Origin of the sequence: Yersinia aldovae ATCC 35236 (assembly GCF_000173735.1) — a bacterium.
GTDB classification, from domain to species: Bacteria; Pseudomonadota; Gammaproteobacteria; order Enterobacterales; family Enterobacteriaceae; genus Yersinia; species Yersinia aldovae.
The window spans coordinates 44682-61969 of sequence record NZ_ACCB01000015.1 but is presented as its reverse complement, the minus strand read 5'-3'; the positions used below and the strand labels follow the sequence as shown (position 1 = coordinate 61969).

The following is a 17288-nucleotide window of genomic DNA, read 5'->3' as shown; positions in this document are numbered from 1 at the left end:
CCATTGTTTAGAAAATACCTTTATTAAGGATAATAAGGTCATGTGTAATAAGGATATTAGCGTGGTAGTGCCGGTATTTAATTGCGGCACTTACCTCGCACCGTTATTTGATTCATTGTACGAACAGACGGGGGTGTCGTTGGAGATTATCGCCGTCAATGATGGTTCGACCGATCACAGTCTGGCGGTTTTAGAAGACGCGGCCCGTCGTGACTCGCGGCTGGTCATCATTAATCAACCCAATCAAGGGCTTTCCGCTGCCCGTAATGCGGGTATACGCCGGGCCACCGCACGCTGGATTGCATTTGCTGACGGTGACGACTGGCTGGCTCCACATACCTTATCAACCTGGTTGCAACAGGCCAATCAGCAGCAATTGGATTTACTAATAGGTAATGGTTTTACATTTACCACTAACCCCGATTTACCCCCTGAGCGCCCGTTGTTGCGTAAACAATCGTGGGGCGAGATACTTAGCGGTCAGCAATGGATTATCCGTAGTGTTGAGCATAATGAGTGGCCACATTACGCATGGTTGCAATTAATTCGCCGCGAACTGATCAACACCTACCAGTTGGCATTCATCCCCGGAATGCTACATGAAGATATTCTGTGGACTACCCATCTGGCTCTGGTCACCCAACGTATCGGTTTCTGTGATACCCCATTCTATGGCTATCGTACTAACCCACAATCAATCACCCACTCGCCATCAACCCAAGCCTTATTAGCCCGCGCCAATAGCTATCTCCATATTATTAAAGCGTTAGTTAGCCTCTCAGCCACGCAGGAGCCACCATTGCGCCGTGCATTGCTACGTCATGCTAATCAAGAGAGCGGCCATTTTTTAGGACTAATGCGTAAGAGATTACCCCCTTCGCCAGAGCGCACGGCACTAGCCATTAAGTTTCGAGAACTCAGTTTACCCTCGGCTCTGTTTCAGGGGGCGGGTAATATCCATGAGTTTTGGCGGGCATTACGTTGTTCCGTGATTTTGGCACGTTTAGCGCAACAAAATCATAAGTGAAAGAAATGGATGGTAAATTTATACTTACTCCAGTGAATGCTTAGAAGATTTTAATGTCTAATAAGGCAATAAGAATTTTCGTAGGAATAAGCATAAATGCAGCGCATTTTGGTGATCCGGATTGATTTCCTTGGCGATATGGTCTGTACCACAGGGTTATTACATGCACTAAAGCAACGTTGGCCATCAGCAGAGATTCACGTATTAGCTAATAAATACAATCAGGCAGTGCTGGCCCATAACCCTGCGGTCAGCGCTGTTCACACCTATGTGTACAGCAAACAATGTGAGCGGAACCAACAGTCAGGCAGACTGACGGCGCTGTTACATCGTCTGGCGCTCATTCGGCGCTTGCGGCGACTACGTTTTGATCTGCTGCTAATTCCTAACGGTGGTATCAGCAAGAATAGCATTCAATTTGCCAGACAGCTTAATGTGGTGGATTGCCGCTGGCATACTGCGGAAAGCGAATTCGACGATCGCAACCCAAGCCATGTTGCCAACCGGCCAATACGCCACGAGGCACTCTCGGGCTTTGCGCTGATACCAGAGTTGGGGAAAGTCGATATTGAGGCCGTGAAACTACACATTTACCCTGACACGCAATTGCAGGCGAAATGGCGGGCGGAATTGGGCAAACAAAACCGGCCACGCATTGGCTTATTCATTTCCAATAAATCCCCCGAACGGCGTTGGTGCTATGAAAAGTGGCAACAACTGGCGCAAAAGCTCAGTGATCAGGCCGAAATGGTGATTTTATATGACCCGACAGACCCACCCAGCGCACAACAACTGGCGGGTTTTAATGGCCGCTGCTTACTCACCTCCTGCGTTAATGAATTCGTGGCAGCTATGAGTCTGCTAGATTTGGTTATCTCCGCCGATAGTTCACCAATACATATCAGTTCAGCGCTGCAAATACCGGTGGTCGCACTGTTTGAATCCCGGCCAGAGAAATACCTGCGCTGGTACCCATTGGTACGCCATGTCTTGTTACACGCGGGGCCACAAGTTGAAGACATCCCGGTGAATGCTGTCGAAACAGCAGCCCGCGCGTTGTTGGCCAACCCACCATCAGCGCCTGAATCCACGAAGGCCGGAACAACGGTTTATCCCCAAGGATCGTCGCTTTGTACATAATGCGCCGCTACAGTAGATAGCCTGTATTGGTACACGATTATCTCAGAAAGCCGCGTCACCCTGCGGCGAACGATAAATTCAGTATTGGGCTTAGTACTGGCTAAAAAGGAATAAAAAAATACGTTTTATTCCTTTTGGTGATAATTAGCATCTGAAGGCGTTAGCCACAACGCTAACTTATAAGTCTATTTGGCCTTTCATGAAAATGCGAGCATCACCGGCGATTAAGGTGCGATCACCGGCTAAAGTGCAGAATAACTCGCCACCGCGTGCTGATAGCTGCCGGGCATGGAGTGAGACTCTGCCCAGCCGCGCCACCCAATAGGGCATCAGGCTGCAATGAGTAGAACCCGTCACCGGGTCTTCATTACTGCCGAGTGTGAAGTAACGGGAGACAAAATCCACCACATCGCCGGGTGCCGTGATAATCACACCACAGCCAGTATAGGCAATTAGCGCGGCGATATCCGGCTGTAACTGCTGCACCTGCTGCTCACTCTCCAGCACCACCAGCAAGGCTTTAGCCTGCCATACTTGCTGGATATTCACGCCAATCAAGGCTTGGAGCTGTGCATCAATCGCAATTTGTTGCGGTGGCAAAGAGGGGAAATCCAATGATAAGCGGCCAAAGTTTTCCGCATCACGTTTTACATACAAATCGCCACTGGCGGATCGGAAGCGAATATCATGCAAACCGGGGTTAACCATACTGAAAATCACATGGGCTGCCGCCAAAGTACCGTGACCACATAAATCCACTTCACGATCTGGTGTAAACCAGCGGATCGCTGACTTATCCCCCTCATCCCAGACAAAGCTGGTTTCCGGCAAATTAATCTCAGCGGCGATACGTTGCATTTGCTCAGCCAAGAGCGGTTTTTTCAGCAAATAGACCCCGGAAGGATTACCGGACAGACCTTCGCCAATAAACGCATCGACATGAAAATAGTTATAAGCCATCAATTAGCTCCACGGTTAATACTCTAAATAATTCGAGTTGCAGGAAGGCGGCAACTGAGTAAGTCCCCAGGAGCTTACTCAAGTAAGTGACTGGGGGTGACAAATCGGTCGGGAACCGATTTGAACGCTGTTTGCAGCGGCCTCGAAGAGGCGAGGCCCATCAATGGGCCGGGTAATGAAAGCAGCCAACGCACATGCAGTTTGAAGTATGACGAGTATCATTAATGCCAAATCAGCAACACACAGGCTGCCGTCAGCAAGCCCATCGCGATATTAAAGGTAAACCAGGCGCGACGACTGCGTAGCAAACGGCCAATCAAAGTACCAAAACCCAGCCAAATAATACCGGCCACCAGATTCACCATAAACATACCAAGGCTTATCATGACAATGGAGTGATTGTAAGCCGCCCCCGCCATACTGAAACTGGCCACCGAACCTAATCCCATCAGCCAGGCTTTGGGGTTAAGGAATTGCAATAACCAGCCCTGATATAAACGTAGCGGTTTAGGTGGTACGACGTTGGTTTCCAGCTTTTCATAGGCAGAAGTGGCAATTTTCCACGCCAGCCACAGCAAATACAGGCTACCCAGCACCTTCAGAGCCAAATGGAGCGACGGATAGATAAGAATCAGGCCACCCACACCAAAGGCCACCAGCAGCAACATACTCTGCATACCTAACATAATGCCAAGCATCAGCCAGATAGAGCGCATAAAGCCAAAATTAGCCCCAGCAGAGGTGAGTAGCATATTGTTCGGGCCAGGGGTAATAGCGGCAACCCAGAGAAAACCTACCATTGAAAGAAATAAACTCAGTTCCATGAGACGGGTGCCTCTCACCCAAAATGATGCGCGATATACCCATGAAGCTAACAGTGTGTTATTGATCACACAAGAGCCACAACATGATTTCCATTCATCATATGCATGAAATATTTCGCCCATTGACCGGTGCCAGTAATCCACATCTGCAAACACTGCTGCCACGGCTGGTTCGGCGGCGAGTGCAATTGCAACCCTTCTGGCAGCGGCTGGAATTGCCCGACGGCGATTTTGTCGATCTGGCCTGGAGCGAAAATCCTGAGTTGGCACGGCATAAACCCAGGGTGGTGCTATTCCACGGATTAGAAGGGAATTTTTACAGCCCTTATGCTCACGGGTTACTGCATGCATGGCAAGCCAGGGGCTGGCTGGGGGTGGTGATGCATTTTCGTGGTTGCAGTGGTGAGCCGAATCGTAAGTCGCGTATTTATCATTCGGGTGAAACTGAAGATGCACGTTTCTTTCTACGTTGGTTGCGGCAAACCTATGGACAGGTGCCTACCGCTGCGGTGGGAGTGTCTTTGGGCGGCAATATGCTGGCCTTTTATTTAGCTGAACAAGGGCAAGATAGCCTGTTACAGGCTGCCGTAGTGGTATCAGCCCCGTTGATGCTTGAGCCTTGTGCTATTCGTATGGAACAAGGTTTCTCACGCGTTTATCAGCACTATCTGTTAAGCCAGTTAAAACAAAATGCCACCCGCAAGTTATTACATTACCCCGGTAGCCTGCCGCTGGAACTATTGCAGATAAAAAGACTACGGCGAATCAGAGATTTTGATGATGTAATAACTGCTAAAATACATGGCTTCAATGATGCGGTAGATTACTATCGCCGTTGCAGCGCACTGCCGTTATTACCACAAATTCGGACTCCGCTGCTGATCATTCATGCTAAAGATGATCCATTTATGACCACTGAAATCATCCCGGATCTCAGTGAGTTACCGGACAATATTGATTACCAACTCACCGAGCACGGCGGCCACGTTGGTTTTGTCGGCGGCTCGCTAAAACATCCACAAATGTGGTTGGAACAACGCATCCCAGCCTGGCTTTCCCCCTATTTGGAGCAACAGTAATGATAGTGCCCTGGCAGCAAGTCGACAGTGAAACCTTGGATAATTTGCTCGAAGCATTCGTGTTACGTGAAGGCACCGATTACGGCGAACATGAACGCTCTCTGGCGCAAAAAGTTGACGATGTGCGCCGTCAGTTAGTCAGCGGCGAGGCGGTATTAGTGTGGTCAGAATTGCATGAAACTATCAATATCATGTCACGGGGTTCGTTCCGTGCCGGAGCTGAAGAGCAGCAGTAATTTGTGTCTTTTCATTACTTGATTCGATAAAAACCACAATGAAACAAGATGACAAGCCCGCCGCTTTGCCCTAAAAATAATCATTCGCGACAAAAAAAACGCCAATGGCAACCGCCGGCCCTTGAGGATCTTACCCCACGGAGTTACAGCTACTATGTCAACTAAACATCCGGTTATCGCCGTTACAGGCTCCAGTGGCGCAGGGACAACCACCACCAGCCTGGCGTTTCGCAAAATTTTTCAGCAGTTAAACATCAGTGCGGCGCAGATTGAAGGGGACAGTTTCCATCGCTATACCCGTCCGGAGATGGATGCCGCAATCCGTAAGGCGCGGGATCAAGGCCGGCATATCAGCTATTTTGGCCCGGAAGCTAATGACTTTGGTCAGTTGGAGCAAAGTGTGGAGGAGTACGGCAAAAGCGGCACCGGGCGCTCGCGTAAATATCTCCATACCTATGATGAAGCCGTGCCTTACAACCAAATCCCCGGCACGTTTACCCCGTGGGAGGCACTGCCGCAGCCCACCGATGTTTTGTTTTACGAAGGGCTGCATGGCGGTGTTGTCACTGAACATCATGATGTCGCAAAGCACGTTGATTTATTGGTTGGCGTGGTACCGATAGTCAATTTGGAGTGGATTCAAAAACTGGTGCGCGATACCGGTGAGCGCGGCCATTCCCGTGAGGCGGTGATGGATTCGGTGGTGCGGTCGATGGATGATTACATCAACTACATTACGCCACAGTTCTCACGCACCCATATTAACTTCCAACGCGTTCCGACGGTTGATACCTCTAACCCCTTTGCTGCCAAAGCCATTCCGTCACTGGATGAAAGTTTTGTTGTTATTCACTTTCGTGGGTTGGATCAAATCGATTTCCCTTACTTGCTGGCGATGCTGCAAGGCTCATTTATCTCCAATATCAATACATTGGTCGTGCCGGGCGGGAAGATGGGGCTGGCGATGGAGCTGATTATGGCGCCGTTGGTGCAGCAGCTACTGGAAGGCAAAAAAATAGGTTAATCTCCTTCGTCCTTGAAGCCGCAGTAAAGCAATTGCTGGAAAGAAAAAATAATTTGACGCGATCCCAATCCAAAGTAGTTGGGGCTGCAGGTAGGCGGCAAGCGAACTCATCCCGATGAGCTTACACAGTCAAGTGATTCGGGTGACAAATCTGTCGGGAACAGATGTGAACGCTGCTTGCAGCGGCCTCGAAGAGGTGAGGCCCAGGGATGGGCCGAATAGTGAGTGCAGCTAACAACCCTTGCAACTTCAAATGCGAAGGGTTTAATTACGCGATGTCACGAATTTCAAAACTGTGGGTAATGGTTGCGGCCTTCCCCAGCATCAGGGAAACCGAGCAATACTTCTCGGCTGACAGCTCAACCGCACGCTCAACGATTTTGTCGGTCAGGCCTTTGCCGCTGACAATAAAATGCAGGTTAATTTGCGTAAACAGGCGCGGTGTTTCTTCCCGACGTTGCGAGGTTAATGTCACTTCACAATCACGCACATCGTTACGCCCTTTTTGCAAAATAGAAACCACATCAATGGCGCTACAACCACCTGCTGACATTAACAACATTTCCATCGGGCTGGGCGCTTTGTCACCTGCATTCCCATCCATCAAAACCTGATGACCAGATGCGGATTCACCTAAAAATGTCAGCCCCTCAACCCACTTTACTCGTGCCTGCATAACGCATACTCCCGGTTAAATTTTCCGCTTCAGACTACCCTTTCATTTATAAACTGGCAATGTAACCCGATGTTCATCATGCTGAAGCGATACAACACAAGACACTGGCCTCATCCTGTGCTACAAACAGGGTCGAAAGTGATGCTTCTAGCATTAAATAGGGTAGCTTCCAATACTCAGTGAAGGGTTTCTATCCGGTACGTATCTTGGCTATACCTTTCGGCAGTTGAGCAAATTAATATGCTATACCCGATAGATTCTAAGTTGTCGGATATAAAGAACGTGTATTTTATAAGCACGCCGTACAGGGAACTCTGAGCCCTGTTAAGTTAGGCAGCGATAACAACAGAGGATAACAGCGAATGGTTCTCGGCAAGCCACAAACAGACCCGACTCTCGAATGGTTCCTGTCTCATTGCCATATCCACAAATATCCATCGAAAAGTACGCTAATTCACCAAGGTGAAAAGGCCGAAACGCTTTACTACATCGTGAAAGGCTCCGTTGCGGTGCTTATCAAAGATGAAGAAGGTAAAGAGATGATTCTCTCCTATCTGAATCAGGGAGATTTCATCGGCGAGCTTGGATTATTTGAAGAAGGCCAAGAACGTAGTGCCTGGGTTAGAGCAAAAACCGCCTGTGAAGTGGCTGAAATTTCTTACAAAAAATTCCGTCAATTGATTCAGGTTAATCCAGATATCTTGATGCGCCTGTCTTCACAAATGGCGAATCGCTTACAGATAACGTCTGAGAAAGTGGGTAACCTCGCTTTCCTTGATGTAACGGGGCGCATTGCACAAACACTGCTTAATCTGGCAAAACAACCTGATGCCATGACCCACCCAGATGGGATGCAGATTAAAATTACCCGCCAGGAAATTGGTCAAATAGTTGGCTGCTCCCGCGAAACTGTGGGGCGGATACTAAAAATGCTCGAAGATCAAAACCTGATCTCCGCGCACGGTAAAACGATCGTCGTTTACGGCACTCGTTAATTCCCATAAAACCGGTGCGGAGACTATCGGCACCGGTTTTTTCTGTCATGTTGTGAATCATAAATTCCTGAGGCCAGCATGAATTGGCAACAGCTTATTTATCATTCTGAAATTATTTATAAACCCGATGTTAATTATGCACTCCGCCAAACATGGGTTCCCTGTCCAACGGCAGCGTTAGGCTTTTCCTCGGCAAGCGGCAAAAAGCGTCTCCATTATGTTGTCTAGCCTTTTATCAAGCCAGCAATCGCTTTTTCCAACCGCACCATTCCTTGCTTAATATCTTCCACGTCAATAACCAACGATGGCGCGAACCGCAGCACATCCGGCCCGGCATTGAGGATCATCAAACCATTGGCCGCAGCGGCGTTTAAAAATTCCCGCGCCCGACCACGGTATTGCGCTGTTAGCTCTGCGCCAATTAACAACCCCATGCCACGGATGTCACTGAAGAGCTGATACTTGCTGTTGATATCATGCAGAGCCTGCACAAACAGACCGTGGCGCTGTTCTATACCATTAAGCACCTCAGGGGTATTAATCACATCCAGCGCCGCCTCAGCAACGGCACAAGCCAGAGGATTGCCGCCGTAGGTTGTGCCGTGAGTGCCGACAGCCATTACTGAGGCAATCTCTGCGGTGGTCAGCATCGCACTAATAGGGAAGCCGCCGCCTAAGGCTTTCGCGGTGGTCAGAATGTCAGGGGTCACACCATAATGCATATAAGTGAACAGCTTACCGCTACGGCCCATGCCGCTTTGCACTTCGTCAAAGACCAATAGCGCCTTATGTTGATCGCACAAATCGCGCACACCTTGCAGGAATTCAGGATTCGCCGAGGTAATGCCACCTTCGCCCTGAATTGGCTCAAGTACCACCGCGCAGGTATGATCGTCCATAACGGCTTTCACTGCCGCCAAATCATTAAACGGCACATGGACGATATCGGCAGGTTTTGGGCCAAAACCATCGGAATATTTCGGCTGGCCGCCAACCGATACGGTAAACAGAGTGCGGCCATGAAACGCATTGTGGAAAGCAATAATTTTGGTTTTATACGGGCTGTGGCGCTCAATGGCATAATGGCGAGCTAACTTAAACGCTGCCTCATTTGCTTCACCGCCAGAGTTAGCGAAAAACACCCGATCCGCAAAGGTGGCCGCAATCAATTTTTGCGCCAAACGCAGGGCCGGTTCGTTGGTGAATACGTTGCTGGTATGCCATAACATTTCACCTTGTTGATGCAGTGCGGCAACCAGCGCCGGATGACAATGCCCCAGCGCAGTAACCGCAATTCCGCCAGCAAAATCAATATATTCAGCACCTTGCTGGTCCCACACTCGGCTGCCCTTTCCCTTGACCGGAATGAACTGCGCCGGCGCATAAACAGGCAAAATAACTTGATCGAATGTACTGCGAGTTACTGCTAATTTATCTGTCATTGCGCTGCCCACCGTGATAAACCATTAAGCTGCCAATTGCTGGCATATGAAAATATAATCACAAAATATGCATAAAAAGTCACAATCAAGCAAACAAAAAGATCATTTTATTAGTGAAATCAACCTAACGTTTTAATTTTTAAGGAAATTATCTAATAATTGATGGCCTTGTTCGCTAAGAATACTTTCGGGATGGAACTGCACTCCCTCCAATGGCAAGGTGCGATGGCGGACCCCCATGATTTCATCCATCACACCGTCTTGTTCCGTCCATGCCGTCAGCTCAAAGCAGTCGGGCAGTGAGTCAGCGGCAATCACCAGAGAGTGATAGCGGGTAACCGTTAGCGGCAGATTAAGACCACGGAACACCCCCTGCCCACGATGACAAATAGCGCTGGTTTTACCGTGCATCACCTGCCTGGCCCGCACTACGCGCGCGCCAAATGCCTGCCCCAGCGCCTGATGGCCGAGGCAAACACCAAGAATGGGTAATTTATCCGCAAAATGGCGGATGGCCGCTAAAGAAATCCCAGCCTCATTCGGCGTGCAAGGGCCGGGGGAGATAACCAGATGGGATGGCGCTAACCTTTCAATATCAGCCAGTTGCAGTTCATCATTTCGCTTAACCACCACTTCGGCACCCAGTTCACAAAAATACTGGTACAGGTTGTAGGTAAATGAATCGTAATTGTCGATCAATAACAGCATTTCATATCCAAGAATCAAGTTAACGCTTGCGCCCACCGGTAATCGAACCCAGTACGCCGCGCAAAATTTGCCGCCCCAAATCCCGCGCCATGCTTTTGGCCGCAGTCTGGACAATACCATCCCGCTTGCCACCCCGTGGGCCAGTGGAGCCAAACAGTAAATCATTCAGCCCATCCATTAAACCGCCGCCCTGAGTTTCAGGCTGCTGCGGTGCTGTCGCGCCGCCCGGAGCCGCATCGCCCAAGGTGGAAGAGCCACCTGCGGACAATTTCTCGTAAGCCGACTCGCGATCCACCATCTCTTCATAGCGGCCATACAGCGGTGAATGATTGAGGGCATGATTACGTGCCTCAGCATCCAATGCGCCCATTTTCGATTGTGGAGCGATAACCATAGCGCGTTCAACCACATTCGGCCGCCCTTTCTCATCGAGAAAAGAGATCAACGCTTCACCCACACCCAACTCGGTAATCACCTGTTCGGCGCTGAAAGCCGGGTTCGCGCGCATGGTTTGGGCCGCCGCTTTAACCGCTTTTTGATCCCGTGGAGTAAAGGCACGCAGCGCGTGTTGCACCCGATTACCCAATTGGCCGAGAATATTATCTGGAATATCTAACGGGTTTTGTGTCACGAAATAGATACCGACCCCTTTTGAGCGAATCAGTCGTACCACTTGCTCGACTTTATCCACCAGCGCCGCCGGCGCATCATTGAACAGCAAATGGGCTTCATCAAAGAAAAAGACCAGCTTAGGTTTATCCATATCACCCACTTCTGGCAATTGTTCGAATAATTCAGCCAGCAGCCACAGTAAAAAAACGGCATACAGTTTTGGCTGATTAATTAATCGATCCGCTGCCAGTAAGTTGATAACACCTTGCCCATGACTATCGGTTTGCATTAAATCATGGATATCCAACATCGGCTCACCGAAGAACTGATTTGCGCCCTGCTGTTCCAATTGCAGCAGACCGCGCTGGATAGCACCTATCGAGGCGGGGGTAATATTGCCGTATTGTGTGCGGAACTGCTTGGCATTGTCCCCGACATACTGAACGATAGCGCGCAAGTCTTTCATATCGAGCAGCAGCAGGTTGTTGTCATCGGCGATTTTGAACACCAACTGCAACACGCCGCTTTGCACGTCATTTAGATCAAGCAGACGCCCCAGCAGCAGCGGGCCAAGATCAGAAATGGTGGCACGGATCGGGTGACCCTTCTCAGCGAAAATATCCCACGGCACAATCGGACATGCTTGTGGCTGCCAGTCAGTAACCCCAATGGCCGCCAGTCGTGTTTGCAGCTTCTCCGACTCAACTCCTGCCGCACCGATGCCGGATAAATCTCCTTTCACATCCGCCAGAAATACCGGCACGCCAATGCGGGAGAATTGCTCGGCCATCTTTTGTAAGGTGACCGTTTTACCCGTGCCGGTCGCACCAGTAATCAGGCCATGTCGGTTAGCCAGTGCCGATAAAATCACTAAATCCTGTACGGGCTGCGCCTTCGCGATAAGTAATGTTTCGCTCATAAACCGTTACCCCAAACTGAGACAGATACTTGATTATAAGCACGCGGTTGGGACAAAAGGATTAATTTCTGGCAGGAACAGGATTTAAGCAATAAGGGAACCAGCCTTCAGGGGATTGAAGGCTGGTCTGGGTAATTAAGGTAAAACTTTCGCTGACAGGATGGTGATCGGCTTAACCGGCACATTCTGGTACGGGCCAACGTTTTCGGTCTGAACCTGAGAAATTTTCTCTACCACATCCATCCCTTTAACCACTTTACCGAACACGGCATAACCGAAGTCACGCTGACCGTGATCGAGGAAAGCATTGTCTGCCACGTTCAGGAAAAACTGGCTGGTGGCGCTGTCTTTATCGGCGGTGCGGGCCATCGAGATGGTGCCGCGCAGGTTACGCAGGCCATTATCCGCTTCATTTTTGATTGGTGTTTTAGCCGTTTTTTGTTTGAAGTCAGCCGTAAATCCGCCGCCCTGAACCATAAAACCTGGAATAACACGGTGGAAAATAGTGTTGTTGTAATAACCGTTGTTAACATAATCAACGAAATTCTGGGTCGAAACCGGGGCCTTCTGGCTATTGAGTTCCAACTCAATATTCCCAACCGATGTCGTTAACAACACATGAGGCTCACTGGCAGCTAAAGCAGCAGGTGCCACGGCGCTGAGGGAACAAATTGCAATGAAGGTCACTAGAGTACGTTTGAACATTAACGGTTCCTTTCTGTGGGATGCGAACAACGGAAAAGCGCTTTGATTCTAGAGAGCTGATCGTCGCAATGCCACCCATTTACCGATATTTACGTAACAGAATGCGCATTTTCACCGAAATCTTATAATATCGGGCGATTAACCGCCCCAAGACCGCCCATTAGACAAATTAACGCATTCACCCAATCCCAGGCAACAGTGGAATTCTGCAATCAGGATCACGTCTTGCTGATCCCCCGACGTCCAAACTGCCGCTTTTGTGAGTAATATCGCATTTTGTTTTTGACCATTCGTTAATCTCCCTCAAATGAGAGCGCTCTCATTTTAAATTAATCCCTTTTGAGGCCACGTTATGAAAACCTTTAAAATTGCCATTATTGGTGGCGGCAGTAGCTATACACCGGAGTTGGTTGATGGACTGATTCAACGGATCAATGAGTTGCCGGTCACCGAATTGGCACTGGCTGATGTAGAACTGGGCCGTCAAAAAGTAGAAATTATTGCCGCACTCACCCGCCGGATGCTGGCACGCCACGGGCTGGAACACGTTAATGTCAGCGTTCACTTCTCGCTGGATAGCGCCATTGAAGGGGCCAGCTTTGTGCTGACGCAGTTCCGGGTTGGGCAGTTACCCGCACGAGCGGCAGATGAGCGCTTGGGGCTGAAATACAACCTGCTGGGTCAGGAAACAACCGGGGTGGGGGGTTTTGCCAAAGCACTGCGCACTATTCCAGTGATGCTGGATATCGCGTCGAAAGTCGAACGACTGGCACCGGATGCCTGGATTATCAACTTCACTAATCCGGCCGGAATCGTCACCGAAGCCGTTTCTCGTTATAGTAAAGCAAAAATCATTGGTTTGTGTAATGTCCCAATCAGTATGCATCATATGATAGCTAATTTGCTAAAAGCGCCTTATGAAGATATCCAACTGCGCTTTGCTGGGCTGAACCATATGGTATGGGTGCATGAGGTGTTACAGCAGGGTAAAGATGTCACCGCCGCGGTGCTGAATATGCTGTGTGATGGTGCCTCACTGACCATGAACAATATCAAGGAAGCTCCTTGGCCACCGGAGTTCCTGCGAGCTATGGGCGCGATTCCTTGCCCGTATCACCGCTATTTCTACCAGACTCAGGATATGCTGGCAGAAGAGATGGCGGCTGCCGCAGAGCGCGGGACGCGGGCCGAACAAGTGATGCAGGTAGAAAAGGCGTTGTTTGAACTGTACGCTGATCCCCATCTGGACAGTAAACCCGAGCAGCTCAGTTTCCGCGGTGGATCGTTTTATTCTGAAGTCGCACTGGAGCTTATTCGCGCAATCCATAATAATTTGGGTACACAATTAGTTGTCAATACAACAAATCGTGGTGCGATTCGCGGATTATCTGACAATTCTGTGGTAGAAACTAACTGCATTATTGATGCTCAGGGTGCCCATCCGCTCACCTTCGGCTCATTGCCGGTTTCTATGCATGGACTGACTCAGCAAGTGAAAGCCTATGAACGTTTGACGATTGAAGCGGCGGTGCACGGTGACCGTCGCAGCGCCTTGCTGGCATTAGTGACCAACCCACTGATCGGTAATGCCAGCATTGCCCAGCCGTTATTAGAAGAGGTTCTACTGGTCAACAAACCTTACCTGCCTCAGTTCAAAGATTTGTAACATTAACTCATTTTATACCCAACGTAATTGGAGTCGCAGGTAGGTAGCAAACGAATGAATCCCGATGAGCTTACTCAAGTAAGTGACTCGGGTGAGTAAGTGGAGCTAACTCTCTGCGTCTTCAGGCACAAAGGGGATTGGAGCAAGATGATGGTCACACTAGAAGACGTCGCGGCATTAGCCGGGGTTTCCCGTGCTACGGTTTCCCGCGTGGTCAACGGTGATACCAATGTCAAAACGCCAACCCGCGAGAAAGTTGAGCAAGCCGTCGCGGTTCTGGGTTATACCCCTAATCCTGCGGCACGCGCGCTGGCCTCCAGCCAGAGCAATACGCTGGGGCTGGTGACCACCTCTTATCGGGGGGGATTTTTTGGTGCGTTGATGGATTTTGTGCAAACAGAAACTGAATCTCAGGGTAAGCAGCTCCTGGTGACTCAGGGGCGAGATAACGCCGAGAAGGAGTGGCAGGCCATTCAGCGGCTGTATAACTTGCGCTGTGATGGCTTAATTTTGCATGTGCGTTTTCTCAGTGATGAGAAATTGCGCCAACTTGCCGCAGCAGATCGGCCCTTCGTGTTGCTTGACCGGCTGGTTCCGGGTCTTGAAGCCCGCTGTGTCACCTTCGATCACCGCAGTGCCAGCCAGATGGCAACACAGGTGCTTATTGATGCGGGTCACCGCGATATCGCCTGCATCAGCGGATCGGCCCAGCGCTATTCCAGTTTGCTGCGTCGTCAGGGTTTCATTGATGCCATGCAATTGGCCGGTTTGGAACCGGTCGCCAGTGTGGAAGGCGTTTATGATTTAGAAAGTGGCTACCAGCGAGCAGATGAAATCCTGCAACAACCCCGCCTGCCGACAGCGATTTATTGTTGTAACGAAGAAATGGCCATTGGTGCGCTGCTGGCTATCAACAAACACCATTTGCAAGTGCCACAAGATATCTCACTGATCTGCTATGACAGCGGTGAACGCGCCCCGTTTGTTTGCCCGGCGTTAACCAGTTTGCATTTCCCCATTGTGGAAATGGCGCAATACGCCACCCGACTGCTAATTAACCCACTGATTACCAACGCCAATTTCCCGCCCACGATTGTGATGCGTAATTCGGTTATGCCGCCTAAAAAGAGCCTTTAACGAACGGTAATTCATTGAAAAAGGTGGCAAGCCAATGCCTGCCACCCAGCTAATTTCACGCGGGAATTCCGATTAGAACGTCACATTCAGTTTTGCCCAAAAGGTACGGCCCGGCTCGTTCACTGCGGTATTGGTGGAATAACCAAATCCGCTGTTACCCGCTAGGTTGAGGTGCTCGCTGTAAGCTTTATTCAGCAAATTATCCACGCCGCTACTGATTTTCACTTGTTGGGTCAACTTGTAGGCCACATTAGCGGACAGGACGCCAAAACCGGCACTGTCAGCAAAGTCTTTGCCAACCACATTCCCCTCGTTAATCGCAACCCGATGCTGGCTACTAACCAGCCGCCATAGTGCGGTGCTGCTCCAACTGCCGGTTTCATAGGTCAGCCCCAAGCGTGCTTCCAGTGGGGGGATTTGCGGCAAGGGGCGGTTGTTACTGGTATTTTCCCCCCAGGCATAAGCCACACTGGCATCGGTTTTCCAATGGTCACTGAACGCATACCCGGCCCCCATCTCTGCTCCCATGATGGTGGCATTGATATTTTCCGCCTGACTGATACGCAGGTTTTTCGGGTCATACTTGAACAGAATAAAATCGTTAACCCGGCCCAAATAAGCCGATATCCAACCATTTAGCTGCTCGCCACTATATTGGGTACCGATATCAAGCTGAGTGGTTTTCTCACTGGCGACGCCCTCAAAAGCACTGCCGAACCCGGTAGGCCCAACTTTCGGTGAAAACAGCTCCCAGTAATCAGGAAAACGCTCAGTATGGCCCAATCCGGCGTACCACATGACAGGCAGGTCAGCCAGATTATGTTCAAAACGCATGAAACCGGCAGGCAGCGTAGCTGAGCGTGTCGGTTCATCGGCACGGGTGTAATTTGTGACGTGGTGATGGTCAATACGGGCACCGGTAATCAGTTTATCTTGCTCGCTGGCAGCCCAGGTCAACTCACCGAACATGCCATAATTATCGAAGCGGGCATTTTTACTCCAATTGCCTTGTTTATTTTTACGGTGCGTGTTGGTTTGCAGGTCTGTTCCCGCCTCCAGTTTAATGTCTTCCCACAACCAGGTCCCCATAACCCGGCCCCCCATTGTGCGCCGGTCCAGATTACTGGTCATTGCCATCATCGGCGGGGTACGTAACGTGTGGTTATCCATAATATGATTGACGTAGTTGTAATAAACTTTCGCTTCGATTTTATCCAGCACGTCACCAATATTGGTTTTTTCAAAGCGACCACCCAAACTTTCCCGCAAGAATTGAGAACCGTCCATGCCCCGTGCGGCATATTTTGCTTTACCATCACCCTGACCCGCCGTTAGCTCAAACAAAGTATCCGCATCCGGTGTCCAGCCCAGTGCCATATCGGCATTCCATTTGTCCCATTTCGATGGCACCCGTGTACCATCACCGTCTTTATAATCTCCGGCTTGAGACTGATTCCCCATCATACGCAAATAGCCTTGCTCGTTGCCCAAGCTGGCATCAATGTTTTTATCCCAGCGGCCATTAGAACCCACCAGTAAACTGGCATTTCCTTTGATACCCGCGTCGGCAAAATGGGGTTGTTCACGCTCAAACAAAATGGTTCCCGCAGACGCTCCCGGCCCCCACAGTACAGATTGTGGCCCTTTGACTACCGTTAGCAGATCAAAACTCTCTGGTGAAATATACGACGTAGGCGCATCCATCCGTGATGGGCATGTTCCCAGCGTTTCAGCCCCATCCGTCAGAATCTTTATGCGCGAACCAAACATGCCACGGAAAACCACATCACCATTAGTTCCGCCATTGCGGATTTGCGAAAAACCGGGAATGGTTTTCAGATAGTCAGCACCATCACTCGCAGGCACGGGTTGACGGGGCGTTTTAGGTGAGGTGACGATGGTGAGTGGAGAGAACGTTGGCGCAGTAACGGTAATGACATCAGCGTCATGGGCTTTTTTGGCGGAATCATTACCGATTGCGTTATTCGCCACCGGCTGATGGGTAACCCCGTTATCATGTTCCATAGCCAAAGCATTTAAGGCCAATACAGAAAGGGTCGTGGTTATTGCACATGCTAATAATGTTTTTTTAAAGATTTTATTCTTACCAGACATAACTATTCCTTGGGTAATACAAA

16 protein-coding genes are annotated in these 17288 nt (G+C 49.9%); 8 read left to right on the top strand and 8 right to left on the bottom strand.

The features are described from left to right. Positions 1-40 precede the first annotated feature (40 nt). Positions 41-1027 carry a glycosyltransferase gene (locus YALDO0001_RS09075; RefSeq protein WP_004702284.1) on the top strand — a complete coding sequence of 329 codons (987 nt, stop codon included), beginning with the start codon at positions 41-43 and terminating at the stop codon, positions 1025-1027. A 96-nt stretch (positions 1028-1123) separates the two neighbouring features. After that, complete coding sequence (locus YALDO0001_RS09070) at positions 1124-2167, top strand: glycosyltransferase family 9 protein (RefSeq protein ID WP_004702282.1); 1044 nt, start codon at positions 1124-1126, stop codon at positions 2165-2167. 177 nt (positions 2168-2344) lie between these two features. Here YALDO0001_RS09070 and YALDO0001_RS09065 read toward each other — a convergent pair whose 3' ends face one another. Together YALDO0001_RS09065 and YALDO0001_RS09060 are read right to left on the bottom strand one after the other, a co-directional pair. Further along, the gene (locus tag YALDO0001_RS09065) at positions 2345-3127 is read right to left on the bottom strand and encodes a PhzF family phenazine biosynthesis protein (protein WP_004702280.1); all 783 of its coding nucleotides are present in this window, start codon (positions 3125-3127) and stop codon (positions 2345-2347) included. Between the two features lie 221 nt (positions 3128-3348). After that, positions 3349-3951: a LysE family translocator gene (locus tag YALDO0001_RS09060; RefSeq protein ID WP_004702278.1), complete on the bottom strand. Its 603-nt coding sequence runs from the start codon at positions 3949-3951 to the stop codon at positions 3349-3351. Positions 3952-4052: 101 nt separating this feature from the next. On the opposite strand from YALDO0001_RS09060, the gene YALDO0001_RS09055 reads away from it, so the two are divergent. From YALDO0001_RS09055 to YALDO0001_RS09045, 3 genes are all read left to right on the top strand, one after another. Further along, the gene (locus YALDO0001_RS09055; protein WP_042839638.1) at positions 4053-5030 is read left to right on the top strand and encodes a hydrolase; all 978 of its coding nucleotides are present in this window, start codon (positions 4053-4055) and stop codon (positions 5028-5030) included. Next, complete coding sequence (locus YALDO0001_RS09050; RefSeq protein WP_042547511.1) at positions 5030-5266, top strand: YheU family protein; 237 nt, start codon at positions 5030-5032, stop codon at positions 5264-5266. Before YALDO0001_RS09055 ends, YALDO0001_RS09050 begins: the two co-directional genes overlap by 1 nt. Before the next feature lie 154 nt (positions 5267-5420). Beyond that, a complete protein-coding gene (locus tag YALDO0001_RS09045) occupies positions 5421-6290 on the top strand; it encodes a phosphoribulokinase (protein WP_004702272.1) in 870 nt (289 codons plus the stop codon). A gap of 268 nt (positions 6291-6558) precedes the next feature. On the opposite strand, the gene YALDO0001_RS09040 is transcribed toward YALDO0001_RS09045, so the two are convergent. After that, complete coding sequence (locus YALDO0001_RS09040; protein WP_004702270.1) at positions 6559-6966, bottom strand: OsmC family protein; 408 nt, start codon at positions 6964-6966, stop codon at positions 6559-6561. Between the two features lie 362 nt (positions 6967-7328). On the opposite strand from YALDO0001_RS09040, the gene crp reads away from it, so the two are divergent. Continuing rightward, a complete protein-coding gene (crp, locus tag YALDO0001_RS09035) occupies positions 7329-7961 on the top strand; it encodes a cAMP-activated global transcriptional regulator CRP (RefSeq protein WP_002212297.1) in 633 nt (210 codons plus the stop codon). Positions 7962-8185: 224 nt separating this feature from the next. On the opposite strand, the gene argD is transcribed toward crp, so the two are convergent. The 4 genes from argD to ppiA all read right to left on the bottom strand — a co-directional run bounded on the left by argD (position 8186) and on the right by ppiA (position 12347). Continuing rightward, positions 8186-9403, bottom strand: a complete 1218-nt coding sequence (argD, locus tag YALDO0001_RS09030) for a bifunctional acetylornithine/succinyldiaminopimelate transaminase (protein ID WP_042839629.1) — start codon at positions 9401-9403, stop codon at positions 8186-8188. A gap of 132 nt (positions 9404-9535) precedes the next feature. Beyond that, complete coding sequence (locus tag YALDO0001_RS09025; RefSeq protein WP_004702265.1) at positions 9536-10111, bottom strand: aminodeoxychorismate synthase component II; 576 nt, start codon at positions 10109-10111, stop codon at positions 9536-9538. 19 nt (positions 10112-10130) lie between these two features. Further along, positions 10131-11642: a helicase HerA-like domain-containing protein gene (locus YALDO0001_RS09020; protein ID WP_004702263.1), complete on the bottom strand. Its 1512-nt coding sequence runs from the start codon at positions 11640-11642 to the stop codon at positions 10131-10133. Between the two features lie 135 nt (positions 11643-11777). Next, entirely contained in the window at positions 11778-12347 is a 570-nt protein-coding gene (ppiA, locus tag YALDO0001_RS09015; protein ID WP_042547506.1) for a peptidylprolyl isomerase A, read from the bottom strand. A 352-nt stretch (positions 12348-12699) separates the two neighbouring features. Between ppiA and YALDO0001_RS09010 the strand changes: the two genes are divergently transcribed. Both YALDO0001_RS09010 and YALDO0001_RS09005 read left to right on the top strand, forming a co-directional pair. Then, the gene (locus tag YALDO0001_RS09010; protein ID WP_004702260.1) at positions 12700-14013 is read left to right on the top strand and encodes a 6-phospho-beta-glucosidase; all 1314 of its coding nucleotides are present in this window, start codon (positions 12700-12702) and stop codon (positions 14011-14013) included. A 150-nt stretch (positions 14014-14163) separates the two neighbouring features. After that, on the top strand, positions 14164-15150 hold the full coding sequence (locus tag YALDO0001_RS09005) for a LacI family DNA-binding transcriptional regulator (RefSeq protein ID WP_042839637.1): 987 nt from the start codon (positions 14164-14166) through the stop codon (positions 15148-15150). A 72-nt stretch (positions 15151-15222) separates the two neighbouring features. Here YALDO0001_RS09005 and YALDO0001_RS09000 read toward each other — a convergent pair whose 3' ends face one another. Continuing rightward, positions 15223-17175: a TonB-dependent copper receptor gene (locus tag YALDO0001_RS09000; protein ID WP_390170113.1), complete on the bottom strand. Its 1953-nt coding sequence runs from the start codon at positions 17173-17175 to the stop codon at positions 15223-15225. Positions 17176-17288: the final 113 nt, after the last annotated feature.

Coding starts and splice junctions, on each gene's coding strand:
- YALDO0001_RS09045 (WP_004702272.1), top strand. CDS start 5,421: ATGTCAACTAAACATCCGGTTATCGCCGTTACAGGCTCCAGTGGCGCA.
- YALDO0001_RS09070 (WP_004702282.1), top strand. CDS start 1,124: ATGCAGCGCATTTTGGTGATCCGGATTGATTTCCTTGGCGATATGGTC.
- argD (WP_042839629.1), bottom strand. CDS start 9,403: ATGACAGATAAATTAGCAGTAACTCGCAGTACATTCGATCAAGTTATT.
- YALDO0001_RS09060 (WP_004702278.1), bottom strand. CDS start 3,951: ATGGAACTGAGTTTATTTCTTTCAATGGTAGGTTTTCTCTGGGTTGCC.
- YALDO0001_RS09050 (WP_042547511.1), top strand. CDS start 5,030: ATGATAGTGCCCTGGCAGCAAGTCGACAGTGAAACCTTGGATAATTTG.
- YALDO0001_RS09040 (WP_004702270.1), bottom strand. CDS start 6,966: ATGCAGGCACGAGTAAAGTGGGTTGAGGGGCTGACATTTTTAGGTGAA.
- YALDO0001_RS09020 (WP_004702263.1), bottom strand. CDS start 11,642: ATGAGCGAAACATTACTTATCGCGAAGGCGCAGCCCGTACAGGATTTA.
- YALDO0001_RS09055 (WP_042839638.1), top strand. CDS start 4,053: ATGCATGAAATATTTCGCCCATTGACCGGTGCCAGTAATCCACATCTG.
- YALDO0001_RS09075 (WP_004702284.1), top strand. CDS start 41: ATGTGTAATAAGGATATTAGCGTGGTAGTGCCGGTATTTAATTGCGGC.
- YALDO0001_RS09065 (WP_004702280.1), bottom strand. CDS start 3,127: ATGGCTTATAACTATTTTCATGTCGATGCGTTTATTGGCGAAGGTCTG.
- crp (WP_002212297.1), top strand. CDS start 7,329: ATGGTTCTCGGCAAGCCACAAACAGACCCGACTCTCGAATGGTTCCTG.
- YALDO0001_RS09010 (WP_004702260.1), top strand. CDS start 12,700: ATGAAAACCTTTAAAATTGCCATTATTGGTGGCGGCAGTAGCTATACA.
- ppiA (WP_042547506.1), bottom strand. CDS start 12,347: ATGTTCAAACGTACTCTAGTGACCTTCATTGCAATTTGTTCCCTCAGC.
- YALDO0001_RS09005 (WP_042839637.1), top strand. CDS start 14,164: ATGGTCACACTAGAAGACGTCGCGGCATTAGCCGGGGTTTCCCGTGCT.
- YALDO0001_RS09000 (WP_390170113.1), bottom strand. CDS start 17,175: ATGGAACATGATAACGGGGTTACCCATCAGCCGGTGGCGAATAACGCA.
- YALDO0001_RS09025 (WP_004702265.1), bottom strand. CDS start 10,111: ATGCTGTTATTGATCGACAATTACGATTCATTTACCTACAACCTGTAC.